Source organism: Roseivirga sp. UBA1976 (assembly GCF_002336325.1).
GTDB classification, from domain to species: Bacteria; Bacteroidota; Bacteroidia; order Cytophagales; family Cyclobacteriaceae; genus Roseivirga; species Roseivirga thermotolerans.
Genome location: NZ_DDDQ01000105.1, coordinates 33,255 through 54,309 on the forward strand (window position 1 = coordinate 33,255; position 21,055 = coordinate 54,309).

General features: G+C 43.9%; 20 protein-coding genes. 16 read left to right on the top strand and 4 right to left on the bottom strand.

Features of this window, described 5'->3' with window-relative positions; translation table 11 throughout:
• Genes B3763_RS10485 through B3763_RS10495 form a run of 3 tightly spaced genes read left to right on the top strand, consistent with a single transcriptional unit; the run spans position 1 to position 1,418 of the window.
• Positions 1-384 (top strand): response regulator, encoded by a 384-nt coding sequence (locus B3763_RS10485; RefSeq protein WP_189629548.1) that lies wholly within the window; start codon positions 1-3, stop codon positions 382-384.
• Complete coding sequence (locus B3763_RS10490; protein ID WP_189629547.1) at positions 385-660, top strand: hypothetical protein; 276 nt, start codon at positions 385-387, stop codon at positions 658-660. It begins immediately after the preceding gene.
• Entirely contained in the window at positions 657-1,418 is a 762-nt protein-coding gene (locus B3763_RS10495; protein WP_286746294.1) for an MBL fold metallo-hydrolase, read from the top strand. The genes B3763_RS10490 and B3763_RS10495 overlap by 4 nt, the downstream gene beginning before the upstream one ends.
• A gap of 6 nt (positions 1,419-1,424) precedes the next feature.
• Here B3763_RS10495 and pyk read toward each other — a convergent pair whose 3' ends face one another.
• The gene (gene pyk / locus B3763_RS10500; RefSeq protein ID WP_189629545.1) at positions 1,425-2,858 is read right to left on the bottom strand and encodes a pyruvate kinase; all 1,434 of its coding nucleotides are present in this window, start codon (positions 2,856-2,858) and stop codon (positions 1,425-1,427) included.
• A 1-nt stretch (position 2,859) separates the two neighbouring features.
• Positions 2,860-3,288 carry an IPExxxVDY family protein gene (locus B3763_RS10505; RefSeq protein ID WP_189629544.1) on the bottom strand — a complete coding sequence of 143 codons (429 nt, stop codon included), beginning with the start codon at positions 3,286-3,288 and terminating at the stop codon, positions 2,860-2,862.
• Positions 3,289-3,399: 111 nt separating this feature from the next.
• Between B3763_RS10505 and B3763_RS10510 the strand changes: the two genes are divergently transcribed.
• The 13 genes from B3763_RS10510 (at position 3,400) to B3763_RS10570 (ending at position 17,982) form a co-directional block, all read left to right on the top strand.
• Positions 3,400-3,639, top strand: coding sequence for an acyl carrier protein (locus B3763_RS10510; RefSeq protein ID WP_068224820.1), 240 nt, complete (start codon positions 3,400-3,402; stop codon positions 3,637-3,639).
• 21 nt (positions 3,640-3,660) lie between these two features.
• Positions 3,661-4,911 carry a beta-ketoacyl-ACP synthase II gene (gene fabF / locus B3763_RS10515; RefSeq protein ID WP_189629543.1) on the top strand — a complete coding sequence of 417 codons (1,251 nt, stop codon included), beginning with the start codon at positions 3,661-3,663 and terminating at the stop codon, positions 4,909-4,911.
• A 2-nt stretch (positions 4,912-4,913) separates the two neighbouring features.
• Positions 4,914-5,660 (top strand): ribonuclease III, encoded by a 747-nt coding sequence (gene rnc / locus B3763_RS10520; protein WP_229838573.1) that lies wholly within the window; start codon positions 4,914-4,916, stop codon positions 5,658-5,660.
• Positions 5,657-7,498, top strand: coding sequence for an NAD(+) synthase (gene nadE, locus B3763_RS10525; RefSeq protein ID WP_286746297.1), 1,842 nt, complete (start codon positions 5,657-5,659; stop codon positions 7,496-7,498). The genes rnc and nadE overlap by 4 nt, the downstream gene beginning before the upstream one ends.
• Positions 7,499-7,614: 116 nt before the next feature.
• Positions 7,615-8,715, top strand: a complete 1,101-nt coding sequence (locus B3763_RS10530) for a prolipoprotein diacylglyceryl transferase (RefSeq protein ID WP_189629541.1) — start codon at positions 7,615-7,617, stop codon at positions 8,713-8,715.
• A 7-nt stretch (positions 8,716-8,722) separates the two neighbouring features.
• On the top strand, positions 8,723-10,147 hold the full coding sequence (locus B3763_RS10535) for a hypothetical protein (RefSeq protein WP_189629540.1): 1,425 nt from the start codon (positions 8,723-8,725) through the stop codon (positions 10,145-10,147).
• Positions 10,148-10,237: 90 nt separating this feature from the next.
• A complete protein-coding gene (locus B3763_RS10540; RefSeq protein ID WP_286746300.1) occupies positions 10,238-11,011 on the top strand; it encodes a hypothetical protein in 774 nt (257 codons plus the stop codon).
• On the top strand, positions 11,008-13,083 hold the full coding sequence (locus tag B3763_RS10545; protein ID WP_286746302.1) for a ComEA family DNA-binding protein: 2,076 nt from the start codon (positions 11,008-11,010) through the stop codon (positions 13,081-13,083). Before B3763_RS10540 ends, B3763_RS10545 begins: the two co-directional genes overlap by 4 nt.
• Before the next feature lie 190 nt (positions 13,084-13,273).
• On the top strand, positions 13,274-15,151 hold the full coding sequence (locus tag B3763_RS10550; RefSeq protein ID WP_286746304.1) for a M1 family metallopeptidase: 1,878 nt from the start codon (positions 13,274-13,276) through the stop codon (positions 15,149-15,151).
• A gap of 106 nt (positions 15,152-15,257) precedes the next feature.
• Positions 15,258-16,283, top strand: coding sequence for a TlpA disulfide reductase family protein (locus B3763_RS10555; protein ID WP_286746306.1), 1,026 nt, complete (start codon positions 15,258-15,260; stop codon positions 16,281-16,283).
• The gene (locus B3763_RS10560) at positions 16,283-16,630 is read left to right on the top strand and encodes a DoxX family protein (protein ID WP_286746308.1); all 348 of its coding nucleotides are present in this window, start codon (positions 16,283-16,285) and stop codon (positions 16,628-16,630) included. Before B3763_RS10555 ends, B3763_RS10560 begins: the two co-directional genes overlap by 1 nt.
• Before the next feature lie 144 nt (positions 16,631-16,774).
• Entirely contained in the window at positions 16,775-17,329 is a 555-nt protein-coding gene (locus B3763_RS10565; protein WP_189629534.1) for a carboxymuconolactone decarboxylase family protein, read from the top strand.
• A gap of 185 nt (positions 17,330-17,514) precedes the next feature.
• The gene (locus B3763_RS10570) at positions 17,515-17,982 is read left to right on the top strand and encodes a MarR family winged helix-turn-helix transcriptional regulator (RefSeq protein WP_189629533.1); all 468 of its coding nucleotides are present in this window, start codon (positions 17,515-17,517) and stop codon (positions 17,980-17,982) included.
• A gap of 119 nt (positions 17,983-18,101) precedes the next feature.
• Here the strand turns inward: B3763_RS10570 and B3763_RS10575 are convergent, their stop codons facing one another.
• Entirely contained in the window at positions 18,102-19,256 is a 1,155-nt protein-coding gene (locus B3763_RS10575) for an MFS transporter (RefSeq protein ID WP_286746310.1), read from the bottom strand.
• Complete coding sequence (locus tag B3763_RS10580; protein WP_286746312.1) at positions 19,257-20,723, bottom strand: NAD(P)-binding domain-containing protein; 1,467 nt, start codon at positions 20,721-20,723, stop codon at positions 19,257-19,259.
• Between the last annotated feature and the right edge of the window lie 332 nt (positions 20,724-21,055).

Sequence of the window (21,055 nt, forward strand, 5' to 3'; positions counted from 1 at the left end):
ATGACTGTTGAATACAAGAAAGTGCTCGTAGCCGAGGACAGTTCTGTTATTCAGAATCTGTTGAAGAAGATTCTGCTTTTTGAGAATTGTAAAATCACCTCCGCCAAGGATGGACAGGCTGTGTTAGACAAGTTCGAAGCCGAAGACTTCGACTTGGTTATCATGGATGTAAACCTTCCGATTCTCAATGGATTGGAGGCCACCAAGCGAATAAGAGCCGGAAAAACAAAAAAATCTAAAATTCCGATAATTGGAATTTCTGGCAACGCCAAAAATCTGCCGGTTTCGGAGTTTTTTGAGGCCGGAATGAATGAATACATTCAAAAACCACTCGATTATGACAAACTGATTGAGCTGGTTAAAAAATATACTTCCACCAACTAAATGTCTGTAAAGTACACAAAACAATTTCTGGGTAAACTAGAAGACATATTTGCCGAGTCTGACTACGTATTGCGCTACGAAAAAGGCAACTTCAAGTCGGGCTATTGTATTCTAAAAGACACCAAAATTGCCATTGTGAACAAATACTATACTACAGAAGGCAAAATCACCTGCCTTTTGGACATTATTAAATCTATTGAACTAGACCCTAAGCAGCTTAGCGAAAAAAACGTTAAGCTGCTTAACGAACTCTCTCAAACCTCACTAAAGCTGTGAAAGTAACTGTTCTTGGATCAGGAACTTCGCAAGGTGTGCCGGTAATTGGCTGCCAGTGCCCGGTTTGTCAATCTCTTGACTTTCGAGATAAAAGACTCCGCTCTTCTGTTCATATAGAAGTAGAGGGCAAAAGCATTGTGATTGATTCCGGCCCAGACTTCCGTCAGCAAATGCTCCGAGAACGCATCAGCCAACTAGATGCCCTACTGTTTACTCACGAACACAAAGACCATACGGCCGGCATGGACGATATTCGTTCGTTTAATTTTCTGCAAGAAAAAGACATGCCCGTTTATGCCGCCCCGAGGGTAATAGAGCAATTAAAACGTGAGTTTGCTTATGTATTTTCTGAAAAGAAATATCCCGGTGTGCCCATGGTAGAGGTAAATGAGTTAGACGGTGAACCTTTTGAAGTAGAAGGGATACAGGTTATACCTATTGAGGTCCTACACTACAAATTGCCAGTATATGGCTTTCGTATAGGAGACTTCACCTATATAACCGATGCCAAAACCATTAGCAAAAAGTCTTTGGAAAAAGCTCGCGGCTCAAAAATTCTGATGATCAATGCATTGCAGCAAACCGAACACTTGAGCCACCTCACACTGAACGAAGCCATAGACATGGCTCAAAAAATTGGAGCAGACGTCACCTATTTTACTCACTTAAGCCACAAAATGGGCAGTCACAAAACCATAGAAGCGCAACTGCCCAACAATATTTATATTGCCTATGATGGTCTTCAGCTATCGCTCTAAGACCAACTATTTTGCCACGTTTATTTTAAGCGTATTTGTTCTTCCAAATTCATGAATTGGCATACTGGCTGTGGTAATAAACACATCGCCCGACTTCAGCTTGCCTGCCTCTTTTAGTATCTCCTCCTGATCTTCGAATGTCTGGTCTGTAGAATGACGTTTGTCATAAAAAAATCCTTCTACTCCCCAAACCAAGCCCAGTTTGGTTAGCAACCCTTTGTTAGCTGTAAATATGAATATCTTAGAATAAGGTCTGTGCGAAGCCATTTTAAAGGCGGTATAGCCCGAAACAGTGTTGCCTATAATGGCTTTTGCCCTTACCTGTTCGCAAAGCTTACAGGCCGCAAGCATCACATTGTCGTTAATAAAGGTGTCGCTATCTTCCTGAGGGTTGTAGAAGTGATCATATACTTTGGCCGAACTTTCTACCGAAGCAATGGTTCTAGCCATATACTGAACCGTTTCTACAGGATATTTTCCGGCCGCTGTTTCGGCAGATAGCATCATTGCATCGGCACCATCCAACACCGCATTGGCCACATCGTTTGTCTCTGCCCGGGTTGGCCTCGGATTAGAGATCATGCTTTCCATCATCTGCGTAGCAATAATTACAGGCTTAGCGGCTTTGTTGCATTTATCGACAATCATTTTCTGAGCCATGGGTACCTCTTCCATCACTATTTCTACCCCAAGGTCTCCCCTGGCCACCATTAGAGCGTCAGAAGCGGCAATAATGTCATCTATGTTTTTTAGAGCCTCGGGCTTCTCAATTTTAGCCACTACCCTAATATCCTTACCCGATTGTTCAATTTGCTTCTTTAGGTCCAGAATGTCCTTGGCCGTTCTAACAAAAGAAAGAGCAATCCAGTCAACCCCCTGATCGATTCCAAACGCAAGATCTTCCTTATCTTTCTCTGTAAGAGCCGGGGCCGAAACATCCGTAAAAGGAAGATTAATCCCCTTCCTGGACTTCAAAGAACCACCGTATTTAACCTCACATATTACGTCTTTACCTTTAATATCCTTTACAAAAAGTTCGAGATTACCATCATCAATAAGCACCATATCGCCCTTTTTCACATCTTTAGGCAAATCGGTGTAAGAGGTACTCACACGCTTAGAGTTACCCAAAAGACTTTCGGTAGTAATGGTCAGTTCCTGGCCGGGTTCAATAAACACTTCCCCATCTTCAACCTTTTCTACCCTTATTTTTGGTCCTTGCAAATCCTGAAGAATAGAAACATGAGTCCCAAGCTCTTCATTTACCTCTCTTATTCTCTGAATTACCTGAGCATGTGTGGCGTGTTCACCGTGAGAAAAGTTCAGTCTGAAAACGTTTACACCAGCCTTTACAAGTTCGGTTAATACCTCTTTAGACTGGCTGGCAGGCCCTACAGTGGCCACAATTTTTGCTCTTTTAGAATAAATAGTCTGACCCATATTAAAAGATAAGGTTATCCTTAGATTTTAGTGATTGAATATCGATTTTGGTTGTAAACTGCACGAAAGGTATTCGTTTGACTTCGCTAATAAAAGTATTCTCATCGAAAGTGCTGGATTCGTTTTCCAAAAGCACCAGATAGTCGAAATTTTTCAATTCAGGCAGCAAATAGGCATTATAAGCTCCATCAGTATCTTCGGCCCTATTTCTGATTAATCGAACCGTCTGAAACTCTGACCGATCCAGAAAATTCTGAATGGAAAGACTCTTCTGTTCATTGAAACCTATTTCTATGTTTTCTGCTTTTACCAGGTTGAGCTTCAAATCTTTATTGAGGCACCACGCGAGCTTGTATGGTTTCACGTTAGCATTGAGGGCTAAAAGAAGAAAGTCGAAATCATAAATAACCTGAAGCTTATTTTTAGCCATACGATGCAAAATTAGGCCTTTTGAAGGGCTCGGACAAGATTAAAAATTTTGTTTGACATTCGGGGAGAATTGCATTTCTTTGCATCGAGTTTTAACTAAATTTTAACCAAAATGTCAGAAATCGCATCAAAAGTTAAGGGTATTATTATTGATAAATTAGGTGTTGAAGATTCTGAAGTAACACCAGAAGCCAGCTTCACCAACGATCTTGGAGCTGATTCCCTTGACACTGTGGAATTGATCATGGAGTTTGAGAAGGAGTTCAACATTTCAATTCCTGATGACCAGGCTGAAAACATCGCTACTGTTGGCGATGCCATCTCTTATTTGGAAGCAAACGTTCAGCAATAATTTCTCACTTACGACTCTAGTATGCAATTAAAACGAGTTGTAGTAACCGGACTAGGCGCACTTACACCACTAGGTAATAATCTCAATGCATATTGGGACAATCTTATTAAGGGTGTAAGTGGGGCTGGACCGATCACCAAGTTCGATCCCGAAAAATTCAAAACCAAGTTTGCCTGCGAGGTAAAGGGATACGATCCTAACGAGCATTTTGATAGAAAAGAAGCTCGTAAGATGGATTTATTTACCCAATACGCCTTAGTAACAGCCGAGGAGGCTATGCAAGACGCAGGTATTGACCTGGAATCAATCGATAAGCTAAAGGCCGGTGTTATCTGGGGTTCAGGTATTGGCGGTCTTAGAACTTTTCAGGAAGAAGTGGCCTCTTTCGCCCAAGGCGATGGAACTCCACGATTCAACCCATTCTTCATTCCTAAGATGATTGCAGACATTTCTGCAGGAATGATTTCTATCAAATACGGATTCAATGGCCCCAACTTTGTCACTGTTTCGGCCTGTGCCTCCGCTACCAACGCCATGATAGACGCCATGACCTACATTAAGTTAGGCAAGGCCAATATTATGATTACAGGTGGCTCAGAAGCATCGGTAACCGAAGCAGGAATGGGTGGGTTTAACGCCATGAAAGCCCTGTCTGAGAGAAATGATTCTCCGGAAACGGCTTCAAGGCCTTTCGATAAAGATAGAGATGGGTTTGTTTTAGGCGAAGGTGCAGGAGCTCTCATTCTTGAAGAATACGAGCATGCCAAAGCACGCGGTGCTAAAATATATGCTGAAGTAGTTGGTGGCGGTATGTCGGCCGATGCCTATCACATTACAGCCCCTCACCCGGAAGGGTTAGGTGCCTACAATGTGATGATCAACGCATTGGAAGACGCCCACATGAAACCGGAAGAGATTGATTATATCAACGTTCATGGTACTTCTACACCACTTGGCGATATTTCAGAGGCGGCTGCCATTGAAAAAGTATTTGGCGAACATGCCTACAAACTGAATATCAGTTCTACCAAATCCATGACAGGACACCTGTTAGGTGCTGCCGGAGCTATTGAGGCCATTGCCAGTGTAATGGCCATTAAGCACCAGATTGCCCCTCCTACCATTAACCACTTTACAGACGATGATCAATTTGACCCTCGTTTGAACTTTACCTTTAACAAGGCCCAGGAGAGAACAATCAATGCTGCACTTAGCAACACCTTTGGTTTTGGAGGACACAATACCTCAGTGATTTTCCGTAAAATTGACTAATTGTGCGGTTGATAGTAAACCGTGTAACGTCTCTTTTCAAATCATATTCTAAAGAAGAAAAAGCGCTTATTGCCTCTATCAAAATGATAACAGGCAGTAAGCCTTTTAATTTAAAACCCTACCAAATAGCCACTCAACACACCTCAGTGGCTAAAGCACTCAAAAAGGGCTTCAAAGAATCGAACGAACGTTTAGAATATCTCGGAGACTCTGTGCTAGGCATGGTGGTGGCCGAGTACCTCTTCAAACGCTTTCCGTTCAAAGACGAAGGCTTTCTTACAGAACTCCGCTCGCGTATTGTAAGCCGAGAAAGTCTCAACAATGTGGCAAGAACCATAGGCGTACCGCAAATTGTGCGCTTCGACCGAAAGCGCAAAACACCCAATTCCCACAAGTCGCTTTATGGTAACACATTAGAAGCGCTCATCGGAGCCATTTATCTGGACAAAGGCTTTAGACACAGCCGAAAATTCATTCTTAAAAAATTGCTTCTGCCCCATTTCGATCTGGAAGAAATCATTAATACCACCAAGAACTATAAAAGCAAACTGATCGAGTGGTCGCAAAAACACTCCAAGTCGCCTACCTTTGAGCATATTGACACCATAGATAAAGGCCATTACAAGGAATTCATTATTGAAGTAAAAGTAGATGACGAACCGATAGCCAAAGGACATGGTTTAAGCAAGAAGAAGGCCGAGCAAGATGCAGCCCGCGAGGCTTGTATTATTCTAGAACTAGAACAATGAGAACATATCGCATAGGTGGAGCCACTATAAACCAGACCCCACTCGACTGGAAAGGTAATCTTGAACGCATTAAAAAGGTGTTGGTTGAGGCCCGAAAAAATGGCGTAGAAATACTTTGTCTTCCCGAATTGTGCATTACCGGCTACGGATGTGAAGATTTGTTTCTAAGTCAATGGCTCCCCGAAAAGGCTTTGAGCCTCATCCCTCAGTTGGTTGCCGAAACGGAAGGGCTACTCACTACCCTTACCCTCCCCCTTCGCCACAAAGGATTGCTCTACAACTGCGCTATTGTGGTTAAGAACAAACAAATACTGGGTATATATGCTAAGCAATACATGGCACTAGATGGTGTACACTACGAACCCCGCTGGTTTAACCCATGGCCCATTGGCTTGGTAGAAGACTTTGAAATTGATGGAGAAACATACCCAATTGGCGACCTTACCTTCGATGTAGATGATTGGAAGGTAGGCTTCGAGATTTGCGAAGACGCATGGCGCGGACCCGTGAGACCTGCCTGCAGACTCAAAGAACGCGGAGTTAACCTTATTCTTAACCCTAGCGCCAGTCATTTTGCCATGCAAAAAACACTGGACCGCATTAAGCTTGTTGAAAACTCCAGCTTAGACTTTAATTGCACCTATGTATATGCCAATCTGCTGGGCAATGAGGCCGGACGCATGATTTACGATGGGGAAATTATGGTTGCCCAGCGAGGAAAAATACTGCTCAGAAACCAACTGCTCAGTTTCCGGGCATTTGAGCTATGCTATGGCGATTTCAAAGCCGATCAATCGACCCAAGAGAACAACGAAGCCGTTGCTCCGGTACTTTCCAAACAAGAGGAATTTCCCAGGGCCTGCGCACTGGCCCTTTTCGACTATATGAGAAAAAGCCGCACTAAAGGATACACCCTTTCGCTAAGTGGTGGAGCCGACTCAGCCACTTGTGCCATTATGGTGGCCGAAATGGTAAAAAGAGGTATTGAGCAGCTGGGAAAAGAGTCTTTCTGCTCAGCCATAGGCTTCGATGAGCTGGCTGAAAAACCCGAAAAAGAAATAGTCTACACCATTTTCAATACGGCCTACCAAGGCACTGTCAATTCCTCAGAGGCTACTTTAAATGCTGCTAAATATTTGGCAGATTCAATTGGTGCAAGATTTTACAGTTGGACCATCGACTCTTCCGTTGAAGCTTACACTTCAATTATTGAAACGGCACTCCACAGAAAATTAAGTTGGGAGCAAGACGACCTGGCCTTGCAGAATATTCAGGCACGCTCGAGAAGCCCCATTATATGGATGCTCACCAACATTACCAATACCTTATTGCTCACTACCTCGAACCGTAGCGAGGGCGATGTAGGTTATGCCACTATGGACGGAGACACCAGCGGTAGTCTGGCCCCTATTTCTTCAGTTGACAAGCACTTTATCAGGCAATGGCTTATTTATGCCCAGAAGGAAATGGGTTATGAAGGTTTAAGGTTCATCAACCAACTTCCTCCCACTGCAGAACTAAGACCACAAGACCAGAAGCAAACAGATGAAGACGATTTGATGCCTTACCATATAATGGTTGAAATAGAAAAGCTAGCTATTAGGGACCACAAATCTCCTTTAGAGGTTTTTACTGAATTGAAAGCTGCAGATCTTGAGCCGGAAGATTTGCTGAGGCAACACGTGAGGAAATTCTTTCGGCTTTGGAGCCGCAATCAGTGGAAACGGGAGCGCTTAGCACCAGCCTTTCATCTCGATGAATTCAACGTAGACCCCAGAACTTGGTGTCGTTTCCCTATTCTCTCGGCTGGTTTTGAGGAAGAATTAGCCTTATTATAAAGCTTAACAATTAGTTTTTTCGGTTTCAGGCTATTCAATCGGATTGCTTTCAGCAATTCGTATATCTTTGCTTTATGCACCAATTAACAGTTCTATCTTACTTTGTATGGGATCCAATGCGGGAGATTATCAAGGGTATTCAGCCCCCCGTATGGTATAGTGTACTTTTTGCTGCCGGTTTCATATTCGGCTACCAAATAATGGTCTACATTTTTAAGAAGGAGGGTAAAAACCCACTCAATGTAGATACACTTTCTGTTCATATGATTGTGGCAACCATTGTGGGCGCAAGATTAGGACACCTCATATTCTATGAACCAGAACGATTCCTGGCAGATCCCCTTGTATTTTTCAGAACCTGGGAGGGTGGTTTGGCAAGCCATGGCGCAGCCATATGCATACCCATTGCCTTATACCTCTATAGTAACTATGTGGTTAAGGTGGTAAAACCCAGACCATGGCCTTTAAAATTCATTAAACAAAAACGAGAGGGACAAAGCTATTTGTGGATTATAGACCGAATAGTGATTACCGTAGCCCTGGCCGGAGCCTTTATTCGCTTTGGTAACTTTGTAAACTCAGAAATTATAGGAAAGCCCTCAGAATCGGACTACGGGGTGGTGTTTGGTCGCGTAGCCGAAGAGGCTCTGGAAAAGGCTCCTTTAGGTATTGAAAGTGCTGAAGCTTCAAAAGGCAGTACGACCGAAAGGCGTGCTCCAGGTATTGTTCCGGTAGACCTCAGGTTAGTATTTGAAAACAGGCAACTATCAGAAGCTCAAGCACGAAAAATCATTGAAGATGATGTACGATTGATACTTCTGGGAAACCAATCGGTACAGGAGCATTATGCCCAACCCAACGAACCACTCGATTATGAAATTAACATTGTGGACCGTAAGGTGGAAGCCATAGTGCACACCTGGGGTATTGCAAGATATCCCGCACAGTTGTACGAATCGGCCACCTGTGTACTCCTTTTCCTTATTTTGCTAGGCATTTGGTTTAAATGGAAGTCGAAAACTCCTGAAGGCTTACTGTTCGGTATTTTCCTCATCTGGATATTTGGCCTTCGCTGGTTCCACGAACTATTTAAGGAAAACCAGGTTCCTTTTGAAAATGACATGACCTACAACATGGGGCAACTGCTCAGTATTCCTTTGGTACTTGTAGGGGTAATTATGCTGATAAGAGTCATAGTATTATCTAAGAAATCTTAAATCGGGAGTGTTCATAAAGTTATTCAGGCTGTGGTTGATTGTGGGGTGCATTTTATGTATTAAGTCCGGCACCTACGGACAAACTTTGCCTGATATTGACACCGCCTCGGTGGTCAAGATTGGTAAGATTTACGTTACAGGAAACAAGCGTACCCTGGAAAGCATCATTTTGCGGGAGCTTAGTTTTGCTGAGGGAGACCAAATTAAAGTAAGCGATCTAGCCGATAAAATAGTGCTGGACCAACAAAAGCTCATTAATACACGCTTATTTGTGACGGCCGAAATTGTGCCGCTTTTTCTTTCCTCCACCCAGTGCGAAGTACTCATTAGGCTACAAGAGCGATGGTACGTTTTTCCGGTTCCCATATTTAAGCTGGCCGACAGAAACTTTACGGAGTGGTGGGTGAATCAGAACAGAGATTTCTCCAGGGTAAACTATGGCATGCAACTATACCACCTTAACTTCTCAGGTCGAAACGACAGGTTGGTTGTCCGCACTCAGTTTGGCTTTACCAAACGCTACAGTTTTCAATATTCGGTGCCATATATAAACCGTGCTCAAACAGCAGGGCTCACCCTTTCTACTTCGTTCGATACCAATAAAACAGTGAGCTACGCCTCCGATGGTCACCTGCAACAGTTTGTGCAGAGCGAAGACGTAATTCGCAGAATATTCAGTACAACAGGAGCCATAACCTTTCGCCCCTCATTCTATAACCGGCATTCGTTCATTCTTAATTATAACAGAGGCTCCATTGCCGATACTGTTTTCCGTCTCAATAGTGAATACTTTCAGGCCAACACCCAGTTGCAACAGTACTTTGCTTTTGGGTATTCCTTTGTTCACGACCGCAGAGACTATGTTGCATACCCACTAACCGGTACAGAATTTACCTTCAACTTCAATCAGTTTGGCCTGGGAATATTCGATGACATAAACATGACCAGCACCCGGCTGGGCTATGGCACTTTCTCCCAGTTGAGCAAAAAACTCTACCTCGCCAACAGAGTAGACATTTACAAAAACTTCTCCGATGAAATTCCCTATCTGATTCGGGCTGGTTTTGGTTATAACCCCGATTTCATCAGGGGCTATGAGCGCTACGTTATTGAAAGTGACTTTTTGGCTTCATACCGTACGGCTTTGCGCTACGAGGTGCTTAAAGGAGTTAAGCAAATCAACCCTAGAAGTATGATCGACCAATTTAGAACATTACCTTATGCTTTCTACTTAAAGGTGTTTTTGGATACCGGCTATGCCGGAGATTCACTGGCTTCTAACATCAACAACTTCTACAACAATCAGTGGATTGGTAGTGTAGGTGTGGGTCTGGATATTGTCACCTACTACGATTTTGTGGTTCGACTGGAGTATAGCATTAACCGTGAAGGAAGCACGGGCTTCTTCTTCAATTTCAGATCGGCACTTTAGATTATTTTCCCCATCTAAACCCCTAATTTCCTATATTCGGAAGTGCGAAGAGTAACACTCACTTTTTTTCTATTTATTCAACTAATCTTTGTGGCGAACGCACAATTGGCCGGTGTTCCTCCCAAAGGCCCTGTTTCTCTGGCTCTTGGTGGAGTATCTGCTTCTACGGCCAATGAATGGTCGGTTTTCAATAATCCTGCCGGGCTTATTGCCAATGAAGGCATTAATACAGCTTTTAGCTATCAAACCATTTTCAACTTTGCCCCCTTTAATACGGTCATGGCCGCTGTGAACCATGAGACCAACTGGGGAACGGCCTCCTTTGGAGTATATCGCTTTGGAGACGAGCTTTTTAGCAACCAAATGGCCAGCCTTGGTTTTGCCCGAAAAATTGGCATTATGAGTCTTGGAGCTAAAACCAGCGTATTACAATACCATATCGATGGTTTTGGCAAAAGGGCCACTTTTATTGGCGAAATGGGCGTATTAGCTGAGTTCACGGAGCAGTTACATTTTGGTGCCCACGTATATAACTTCACCCAATCGGTAATTGCCGAAGAAAGTGGCGAACGCGTGCCAACTATCATTCGCTTGTCGCTCAAATATCAACCCGATGAGGCCTTGGCTATTTATATGGAGGGCGATAAGAATGTAGAAGACAAACCGGATCTACGCCTGGGCATAGCCTATGGTCTTATGGAAAACCTTGAGTTGAGAACAGGTTTTTCTACCCAAACCAATCGGCACTCTTTTGGAGCGGGCCTTACACTCAAGAAATTTAAGATTAATTATGCCGTCCGCTCCAACCGCGGCACAGGCGCTACGCATAATTTTGGGCTCGGCTACCAAATTAAGCAACCATGAAAAAGTGGGTACTTCCGGCTTTGATTTTGCTGCTCGTAATCAGCCATTTTCCACTAAGGGCCCAAACACGGGAAAATTTTGATTTACAGCTTTTTATTGAATCACTCTTCAATACTCAAGAAGAATCGCTGAACTATGAAGACCTGTACGAGCGTCTTCTACTGCTTTACGAAACACCGGTAAACATCAACACAGCCTCCATCGAGGACCTCAGAGGCTTGTACATACTTTCTGACCCACAAATAGATTCGCTGAAAGCCTACATTGCTCGCAATGGCAAACTGCTCACCGAATATGAGCTTCAACTAGTGCCAGAGTTCGACCTGGCCACTATAGAGAAAATTCTACCATTTATTACCATAAATGCACAAGACCTAACTACCGACAACCGGCCTCTCTGGCAACGTATTTTGAGCGAAAGAAACCACTACTTCATATACCGTTATGAGCAAACCTTAGAGAAAAAAAGAGGCTTTGATCCTCCGGAATCTCCCACCGATACGCGCTATGCAGGTAGTAGAGGTAAACAATACCTTCGGTATCGGGTAGCAAAACCGGGAGATTTTAGCTTTGGCTTTACTACCGAAAAAGATCCGGGCGAAGCCATTGTTTGGGATCCTGACAGCAAGCGCTATGGCATGGACTTTTGGTCTGCACATGCCATGCTTGAGAATAATAACCAATGGAGAAAGGTAATAGTGGGAGACTACCAGTTGCAATTTGGGCAAGGGCTCATATTTGGAGCAGGTTTTGCCATTGGAAAAGGCTCCGAAACCATCAATACGCTTGAAAGGGTAAACCTCGGCATTCGGCCTTATACTTCCGTGTTAGAAGGTGGCTTTTTGCGAGGGGTTGCGGCTACATATTCGCTCTCCGAGAAGGTAGCCCTAACCGCTTTTTTCTCACGCTTAAAACAAGATGCCGCATTGCAAGAAGATGAAGAAACCTTTGAGCAATATTTTTCATCCATTCAAACCTCGGGGTTCCACCGCACCCCATCAGAAATTGATAATAAAAAACAAATTACCGAAACAGTGGCCGGGGCAAACCTTCATTTCAAAGTGAATGGAAGAACTCAGCTGGGCTTTGTTATCAGCAACAACAACTTTAACATCCCTATACAGCGTAGCAATCAGGGTTACAATCTATTTGAGTTTTCGGGCCAAAGCAATAGCAACGGCAGTGTTTATGCCAACTTCAACATCAACAAATTCAGGTTTTTTGGTGAAGCAGGTGTTTCCAAAAGTGGAGGAAAAGGCGGAGTGTTAGGGCTCACCACCACCCTATCTCCCAGGGTAGACTTTGCTCTGTTATGGCGCAACTACAGTCGGGATTTTCACGCCCTTAGGGGAGCTTCATTTGCAGAAGGAAGCCGCAACATTAATGAAAGCGGTATTTATTGGGGACTTAAATACACCCTGAACCGATCGCTCTTTGTAACGGCCTACTACGATTCTTTTCAGTTTCCTTGGCTCAGATACCGGGTAAATGCCCCTTCGGAAGGCAACGACTACCTACTACGAGTCAATTACTTACCCAACTCAAAAGTCCATTCTTATATTCAATACAGAAAAAAGACCCGCGAAGAGAACGCCACAGAAACAGATACCGGCAACACCATAATAAGACCCGGAGTCAGGCAGCAGGTTTTGGTCAACTTTGACTATCGGCTGGCTCCCGGCCTTTCACTAAAATCGAGAGTTCAATACAGCCATTTTCAGCTATATACAGAAAAGAATGATGGATATGCCTTTATACAAGATGCGGTGTATGATTTCGGTAAACTTATTCTTAGTGGCCGCATAGCACTATTCGATACAGAGGGAGCAAACAACAGGCAATATGCCTATGAGAGAGATGTATTGTATTCTTTTTCAATTCCTGCCTATAGTGGTGAAGGCGTTAGAAACTACATTCTCATTCAATACAAAGCGAGTAGAAAGTTAGACCTGTGGGCCAGGTGGGCAAGAACGCGCTATTACGATAGAAAAACCATAGGAAGCGGACTCGAAACCATTGAAGGCAATCAGCGCACCGATGTAAAGTTTCAGATTCGCTACAAGCTCAGGTAAAGGCAGGCAATCACCGGCCCCTGTTATTACATTGGATATCACATATAACCTTACTAGTTAAGGTCTTAGCAAGAGTAATACTTGTCTATAATTTTTTTCTAAAATTATAATCGATCCATTCAACCCATTTGATTTGTTGGGCAAAACAAACTTTGATAATTTCCAAGTCTGAAAACCTATTGAAATGAATATGAAACTTAAAGCGATAATACTGCTTTGTGGCCTATCAGTTTCAGTGGCATTTGCCCAGAAGAAGGCCGATAGAAAAGACCATGAGCGATGGCAGCAATATGCCAAATACTACATGGAAATAGACATGGACGTAAATACCAACCGATTTACGGGAGTACAAAAACTGGAATATACCAACAACTCTCCTGATGAACTGGACAAGGTGTTCTATCACCTATATTTTAATGCTTTCCAGCCGGGAAGCATGATGGACGTACGATCCAGAACCATTGATGACCCAGACAGAAGAGTGGGCGATAGAATCTCTAAACTCTCTGACGATGAAATAGGCTACCAAAAAATTCTTTCCCTAAAGCAAAACGGCAAAGATGTAACGTATAAGGTAGAAGGCACAGTACTCGAAGTTTCACTCAATGAGCCTATTAAACCGGGACAAAAAGTAACCTTTGACATGAACTTTGAAGGTCAGGTTCCGGTACAAATTCGCAGAACCGGAAGAGACAATGCCGAGGGCGTACGCTACACCATGACTCAGTGGTTTCCTAAACTGGCCGAGTATGACTATCAGGGCTGGCATGCCGATGAATACATAGGCCGCGAGTTCTATGGGGTATGGGGCGACTTTGAGGTAAAAATTTCGATTGACAAAGACTATGTTGTTGGTGGTACCGGTTATCTTCAGAACCCACTAGAAATTGGCCACGGATATGAAGACAAAGGACAAACCGTAAAACAAAAAGTGAAGAATGGTAAGCTTACCTGGCACTTTGTGGCTCCTAATGTTCACGATTTTGCCTGGGCAGCCGACCCAGACTACATTCACGACAAGCTGACCATGAAAAACGGAATGGAGCTTCACTTCTTCCACCAAAAAGGTCAGAATGAAGAAAACTGGGAAAAGCTCATGCCTTTGGCTGAAAAAGCTTTTGAATATGCCAATAAACACTTCGGCCAATACCCTTACAAGCAGTTCTCTGTTATTCAGGGAGGTGACGGAGGCATGGAGTACCCAATGTCTACCATGATTACAGGTATGCGAGGTAGTCTGCTAGGTGTAACTGTGCATGAAGCCATGCACGATTGGTACCATGGAGTATTGGGCAACAACGAAGCCCTGCACCCCTGGATGGACGAAGGGTTTACTTCTTATGCCACTTCTCGCATCATAAGCCACATAGCGGGTCGCGATACAGCCGAAGAAACTATTGAGAACTTGGGAATGCCGGCCAATGGTGGTTACCTGAGATTGGCCACCAGCGGAGTAGAAGAGCCTCTAAGCACTCATTCAGATCACTACCATCTAAATGGTGCCTACGGAGCAGCTGCTTATAGTAAAGGCTCCGTTTGGATGAGCCAGATGGGCTATGTAATTGGAGAGAAAGCCCTTAACAAAGGACTCTTAGAGTATTTTGAAACATGGAAGTTTAAACACCCTAATCCGAACGATGTTCTACGCGTATTTGAGCGTGTTTCGGGTCTGGAGCTAGACTGGTACAATGAGTATTTTGTGTACACTACTAAAACCATTGACTACGGAGTGAAAGAAGTAGTTGGCGAAAACAACCGCACCAAAGTTACACTCGAAAGAGTTGGGTTAATGCCTATGCCAATGGACGTAGTCGTAACTTACAAGGATGGGACCAAAGAGGTACACTACATGGCGTTGCGCATGATGCGAGGTGAAAAACCAGCCGAAACCAACGACCCGCGCGTGGTACACCCTGACTGGCCATGGACTCACCCTACTTATGAATTTACTATCAATAGACCAGCCTCGGAGATTGCCTCCGTTGAAATCGACCCATCAGGACGAATGGCCGATGTGAACCGCGAGAACAACGTTTGGAAAGCGGAAGCTATCGATAGCAAAAAATAATTAGGCTCTTGCCTGCAAACGCGAAAATCCGGCTTGTATAAACAGGTCGGATTTTTGCTTTTAAAAAGCTTTCAACAATTATTAACTTAAACAAAAACGCACCATTATGACAAAATCTACTCTATTCCTGTTTGTTCTACTTCTAATTTGCTCATGTAATTCTAAACCAGAATTCAAGATCCAGGGTACCATTGAAAACTATGAGGGCTATGTATTTCTTCGCTATGGAAATTACGTAGACAGTACGCTTACAGAAGATGGACGGTTTGAATTTACGGGGTCGGTTGAGCACGTACGTAACGCCACCATTACTCATAAGGCCGATGGAATATACAGCGCACAATTCTTCTTAAACAATGAGGAAATATCGCTTAAAACAACTTATAAAGAGCCATTCATTAGGCTCGTTGAAGTACACAGCTCCACAAACAGCCAAATGAAGCAAATTCTTAGCGACCTTGAAGGAATTATGGAGGATGAGCAAAAACTGAGAGGCAATGCCCTTTACTTATACATGGACTCCATAACTAAACTCTATCCCAGAAACGAATTTATAGCAGAACTTACTTCAGAAGTAGTCACCAGTGACTTTATTACCATTGATCAGTCACAGCAACTATTATCTACCATAGACACCACCCTTCTCGATCCGCTAGACCTGAAGTCCGTTATGCTCTCTTTAGACCGACAGGAACGAATAAACCCGGGAGATCCTTTTCCCGACTTCTCCTTTGAAGGGTTCAATGGTGAAACTTATACCCAAAACAGTTTTTCGGATAGGTATGTTCTGATAGACTTCTGGGCTACCTGGTGTGCTCCTTGCATTAAAGGGTTTGGATCATTACTGCCAGTTTACGAGGAATTAGAGGGAAAATTGGAAGTGCTTGCAGTATCGATCGACTCCAACAAGGAATTTCCTTTAAAACACCTGAATAATAAGAATTACCCATGGAAGCAGGCTTTTGCTGAAAAAGGGTTTCAAAATCCTTTTCTGGAACAGCTAGGAGTTGTTTTTCTTCCATTCTATTATTTGATCAGCCCGGATGGCGAAATTCTGGCAATCAATCCGAAAATAGACGAAATTCCGGAACTCATTAACAAACGTTCGAGCCTCAAAGAGGTTCTAAAGTAATGGACATAGGAAAAATCTTAATGGGGGTTGTTTATATCATGGCCGGGCTAATGCACTTTGTAAAGCCCAAGCTGTATATGAAAATAATGCCCCCTTACCTCCCACTCCACCGAATACTGGTTTATCTCAGTGGCCTGTTTGAAGCACTTTTTGGAGCCCTATTGCTTATCCCAAGCACTCAAAACATTGGAGCTTGGGGTCTTATTGCCACGCTGCTAGCCGTATTCCCGGCCAACCTCTACATGCTCACTTCTTATAAGGGTAAAAAACGCTGGTACAAAGTCGCACTTTGGCTGAGACTCCCCCTACAGTTTGTGCTCATATACTGGGCCTGGCTGTATGCCTAATAACAAGCCGTGTATTCACTCAAACAATAAAGACCTGAAAATCAACATACTATAAAAGTTTCGTAATTTTATTTTCAATGTTTGAACTTTAATGTTTAAACACCAGTTAACTTCCTGAACTTCGAAAAAATTAAACAAACAATTATGAGAACATTTAATGTACCCACCCGAGATGAGGTTAGTGTTGAGAGTCAGCAACTTTTCGATGCACTAGAGAAAAAGCTAGGCATGGTGCCTAATCTATATGCCTCTATAGGATACTCCGGCAATGCCCTTGCTTCTTACCTAACCTTTCAGGATGCACAAGCCCAAGGCACATTCAATGCAAAACAGCGTGAAGCCGTAAACCTGGTTGTTTCGCAAGTTAATGGTTGCACTTATTGCCAGGCAGCACACACCACTCTGGGGAAAATGAATGGCTTTACAGAAGAAGAAACCATAGCACTAAGACAAGGTCGCTCTTCCGATGCCAAACTGAACGCCATTGTTGGTTTAGCCAAGAGCCTTGTAGAAAATCGTGGAAGAGCCTCAGAAGATAAAGTAGAAGAATTTTTGGCTCAGGGATATGATCAGGCAGCCCTGGTAGACCTGGTTGCCCTTGTGGCGAGTAAAACCCTTGCCAATTACGTGCACAATCTATTTGATTTTGCCATAGACTTTCCTGAAGCACAGCCCTTAGAAGAGGCTATTAATGCTTAAAAGCATAGACGAAAACCATTAAAGGTAGAGTTAAGTGTGTGTTGGTTGAGGGCTGCCCGGCTTAGTCGGGTGGCTCTCTTTGTTCATAGGCAATCACAGCGAAGCACCACCAGCCAAGAGCTTTATTAATGTGGGAACATTAGTATATTTAAAAATCGTTCGAGTAGCCAAGAAAACGCCCCACTATGGAAGAACAGTTAAAAAATGGTGAATTCCTTAATGAACAACAGAGGTTGCGCGTAAATCTTCAGTATACTGCAGCCTGGTTGGGCGAAAAAATTTCGGCTTTTCTGAAGCCCTATGACATTACTCAACAGCAATTCAATGTGCTTTCTATTCTCGATAAACAATTTCCAGAGCCTATTAGCACCAAAGAGATCAGGGAACGAATGATTGTAAGTAATGCCGACACCTCTCGATTGGTTGATCGTTTGTGTAGCAAAGGCCTGATTTGGAAAAGACCTTGCCCGCACGATGGCCGTTTGGTTCAGGTTTTTATTGCCGAAAGTGGACAAAAACTGCTGCAACAAGTTAATACCCACATGCCCCAACTGGATGCGGAGATGGACAATCTGTCGGAAAAAGAACTGCTCATACTCAACCAGCTTTTAAACAAAATGAGATTTAGAGTTAAGAGCAGCTCTCCGGCCTAACCTTCTTCCCAAGCCTCCTTCTTCTACCGGCCAATTGCTCTCTGTGCATTGATTCAGCCATATAAAAACAGCCGCTACTTCCCTTCCTGTCTCTCCTCTCATTCCCCATTGTTCGTAGTTTATCGTCTTAGCACCCGATACAGAGTATAGGTAGAGCCAACACACAACACACTAAATATCCACCGGGGCTCAACTACACCAACCAAGGGTAGGCCAATCAATGCCCCTACTGCAGCACCTATGTCTTTAGCTGTTGAGAGCTTGGCAAACGCATTGTAATTCTCCCGGGTTGAACTTCTTTGCAAAGCAAACAAAGGCATGCAAACATTATTGACCGCAGCGGCTGCGAACACTATTACTAAAGCCTCAACTATAATACCTCCGGCCATAAAGCCTAAGGCAACACATATCAACACAGAAGATAAGGCAAACACCAGTCTATGACCGTAACGCCTAATAGCAGAGCCTGTTAAAGGAGCCAGTATAATCTGAAAAACCCTTCTCATAGAGATAAAAATTGCTGTATTCATCAGCACATGTTCCGACCAGAAATTGGCATGGGACCGCAGCAGTATGCTAACTGTCACTACCACAAATCCATCGATTAGAAAGGAGGAAATAAATACCCATGCATCGAGCCAATTGGGCTTTTGAAAACGTACGACTTCTTTTAGCACTACCTTAGCCTTAGGATTTGGAAGGTTGTGGAGTAATGCCATCCCCATGAGCGTGGCCACGGCAGAAGTAAGGAATACTGGTGAAGCCCCCCATGTTGTTAGCACTATTGGTCCAAACCAATAGGCAAGCACCGGCCCAAGCTCTTTAATCGATGTAGCTATACCCAGGGCTTCTCCTTTGTGCGGTGCTACTTGTACATACTGAACCGAAGCAAATCGAAACATGGAGTAGCTGATTCCCCAAACAACCCGCACAAGCAACCAAAACCATAAAGGCATTTCAAAGGCATAAGACATTGAGGTGAGAGCTGCCAAACAGATTGCCATACTTACAATATGCTTAAGTCCTGTGACCGCGGCCAGAGCATTGACCCATCGATTTGATAAAACCCGGACAAACTTATTAATGCTTAATATGGCTCCTACTGAAAAGGCGTTTAACTCTAAGGTTGTAGCATTTAATGGCAGGTAGGCATAGAGAAAAGCATCGGCCATGCCTCCGAGCGTCATGGCCAAAGAAGATCGAACTGTTGGCCTCAACGACAGGGTTGCATTCTCCACTTCTAACCGGCCAGAGTTTGCCTGTGTTGAGCGCATCTAACCACAGCAGGCAGAAGCGTGCGCATGAGTAACCGTGGCAGTGGTTCCACAACCACACCCTTCCTCTCCTTCTGCCTTTTTTACCTCATCCAGTTTACAACACGCTTCAGTGTTTTCAGTCGGGGCCCCTCCACAACATCCTGCAACTTCACTATCAGACTCCGCTGGGCTACTCACCGATCCGCAACAAGATAAATCGCCCTCATTGGTAGAACCACAAACCCCGGTCTCCGGCAAATCTAACTCCACTCTTCTAGCTCCTTCTATATCGCCATCTAGCCAAGCGGCAATACTCCTCACTTGTTCATAGCCTGTAGCCATTAAGAAAGTAGGTGCCCTTCCGTAGCTTTTCACCCCTACCACATAAAAATTGGTTTCAGGTTGTTTGAGCTCCAACTCTCCATGCGGACGTACCGTACCGCAACTGTGTATATTGGGATCTATAAGCTCTGCCAACTGAGGCACACATTCAAGTGCAGGGTCTCGCGCCAACCGAATTTCTTGCAGCATCGAAAAATCGGGCCGGGCTCCGGTGTTCGCAATAATCTCATCGATTGCAGAAACCGTATGATCTTTGCCCTCTAATAAACCATGAACAGCAATGGTTCCATCTTCTGAGCTTACTCTATCAATGTAAAAGGGCATGTGCAGGCTCAGCTGGCCGGAGTTAACTAACTGTTCTATCCTTGTGCCTAAAGCTCCCCTTGCTTCCAAAGCATCTTGCTCTCTACCACCATAAAGCTTTGAAAGACTCTCTGAGTGAAGTGCCCAATGTAGCCGGGTATTGGGGTAATCTACCTTTAACTCGGCCAAACTAAGCAATGAGTTAATGGCTGAATGGCCTCCACCAACTACGAGAACCGACTTGTTGGCATATCGCTGTTTATCTTTTCCCAGAATATCCGGAATACGGTAAGCAATTTTATGCCGATGTTCATGCTCACCTTGTGCAAAACTACCTCCTGAGCCAATGGGATTGGGGTTTTGCCATGTGCCTGAAGCATCAATTACCACAGATGCCTCAAAAGATAAGTTCGTTTCTTCCTGCCTAACCCAGATTACAAAAGGCGAAGAATCTCTGTTGTGAGAATTCACCTTGGTGATTCCTTTTTTAGTGATGCTTAAGACGGTGGAATTCAGGTGTAGATATGGTTTTACTTTAGGGTGCCCGGCCAACGGCCTCAGGTATTGGTTCACCAAGTCCGCCCCGGTGGGCAGAACCTCACGGTCGGGTTCAACCCAGCCCGACTTTGACAATATCTCCTTTGCCGCTTTGTCTATGTTGTAGCGCCAGGGTGAAAACACTTTTACATGCTTCCAGTCTGAAACATTATGACCAACTTCAGGGCCATTTTCGAATATGAGAAAAGGGATATTTCTTAACGCCAGATGAGAGGCAGCCGCTAATCCTACAGGGCCTGCTCCTATTATGGCAACAGGTAGTTCTCTATTGATTGTCATCATTTTATATCGTTTTGCCAAACAAGACGGACAAAGGGTAAAATGATGCAGGCGGGCTTATGATTTACAACAGACTAAATTAACCTGAGTTCGATGTACAAAAGGAACGTCATGCTGGAAAAACAGGCCTTAAACTCCCAAAAAGGGCTGTTTTATCCGATATCTCGACAGAGCCTAAATGAGATTGCGGATATTTTCCTTTGTGTATGTGAAGTTTTCACAGGAAAATTCCGCAATGACGTCCTAAGAGGGGATATTTTACTACTTAGTTACATCGAACTCAGGTTAATTTAGACTTGTGCTTAGGGCAGACATAAAAAACCCAGACCTACTAA

What these genes read in the sequence shown, in the direction of transcription:
- B3763_RS10485 (WP_189629548.1), top strand. Translation starts at nt 1, where the DNA reads ATGACTGTTGAATACAAGAAAGTGCTCGTAGCCGAGGACAGTTCTGTT.
- B3763_RS10490 (WP_189629547.1), top strand. Translation starts at nt 385, where the DNA reads ATGTCTGTAAAGTACACAAAACAATTTCTGGGTAAACTAGAAGACATA.
- pyk (WP_189629545.1), bottom strand. Translation starts at nt 2,858, where the DNA reads ATGGGTCAGACTATTTATTCTAAAAGAGCAAAAATTGTGGCCACTGTA.
- B3763_RS10505 (WP_189629544.1), bottom strand. Translation starts at nt 3,288, where the DNA reads ATGGCTAAAAATAAGCTTCAGGTTATTTATGATTTCGACTTTCTTCTT.
- B3763_RS10510 (WP_068224820.1), top strand. Translation starts at nt 3,400, where the DNA reads ATGTCAGAAATCGCATCAAAAGTTAAGGGTATTATTATTGATAAATTA.
- fabF (WP_189629543.1), top strand. Translation starts at nt 3,661, where the DNA reads ATGCAATTAAAACGAGTTGTAGTAACCGGACTAGGCGCACTTACACCA.
- nadE (WP_286746297.1), top strand. Translation starts at nt 5,657, where the DNA reads ATGAGAACATATCGCATAGGTGGAGCCACTATAAACCAGACCCCACTC.
- B3763_RS10530 (WP_189629541.1), top strand. Translation starts at nt 7,615, where the DNA reads ATGCGGGAGATTATCAAGGGTATTCAGCCCCCCGTATGGTATAGTGTA.
- B3763_RS10545 (WP_286746302.1), top strand. Translation starts at nt 11,008, where the DNA reads ATGAAAAAGTGGGTACTTCCGGCTTTGATTTTGCTGCTCGTAATCAGC.
- B3763_RS10550 (WP_286746304.1), top strand. Translation starts at nt 13,274, where the DNA reads ATGAAACTTAAAGCGATAATACTGCTTTGTGGCCTATCAGTTTCAGTG.
- B3763_RS10555 (WP_286746306.1), top strand. Translation starts at nt 15,258, where the DNA reads ATGACAAAATCTACTCTATTCCTGTTTGTTCTACTTCTAATTTGCTCA.
- B3763_RS10560 (WP_286746308.1), top strand. Translation starts at nt 16,283, where the DNA reads ATGGACATAGGAAAAATCTTAATGGGGGTTGTTTATATCATGGCCGGG.
- B3763_RS10565 (WP_189629534.1), top strand. Translation starts at nt 16,775, where the DNA reads ATGAGAACATTTAATGTACCCACCCGAGATGAGGTTAGTGTTGAGAGT.
- B3763_RS10570 (WP_189629533.1), top strand. Translation starts at nt 17,515, where the DNA reads ATGGAAGAACAGTTAAAAAATGGTGAATTCCTTAATGAACAACAGAGG.
- B3763_RS10575 (WP_286746310.1), bottom strand. Translation starts at nt 19,256, where the DNA reads ATGCGCTCAACACAGGCAAACTCTGGCCGGTTAGAAGTGGAGAATGCA.
- B3763_RS10580 (WP_286746312.1), bottom strand. Translation starts at nt 20,723, where the DNA reads ATGATGACAATCAATAGAGAACTACCTGTTGCCATAATAGGAGCAGGC.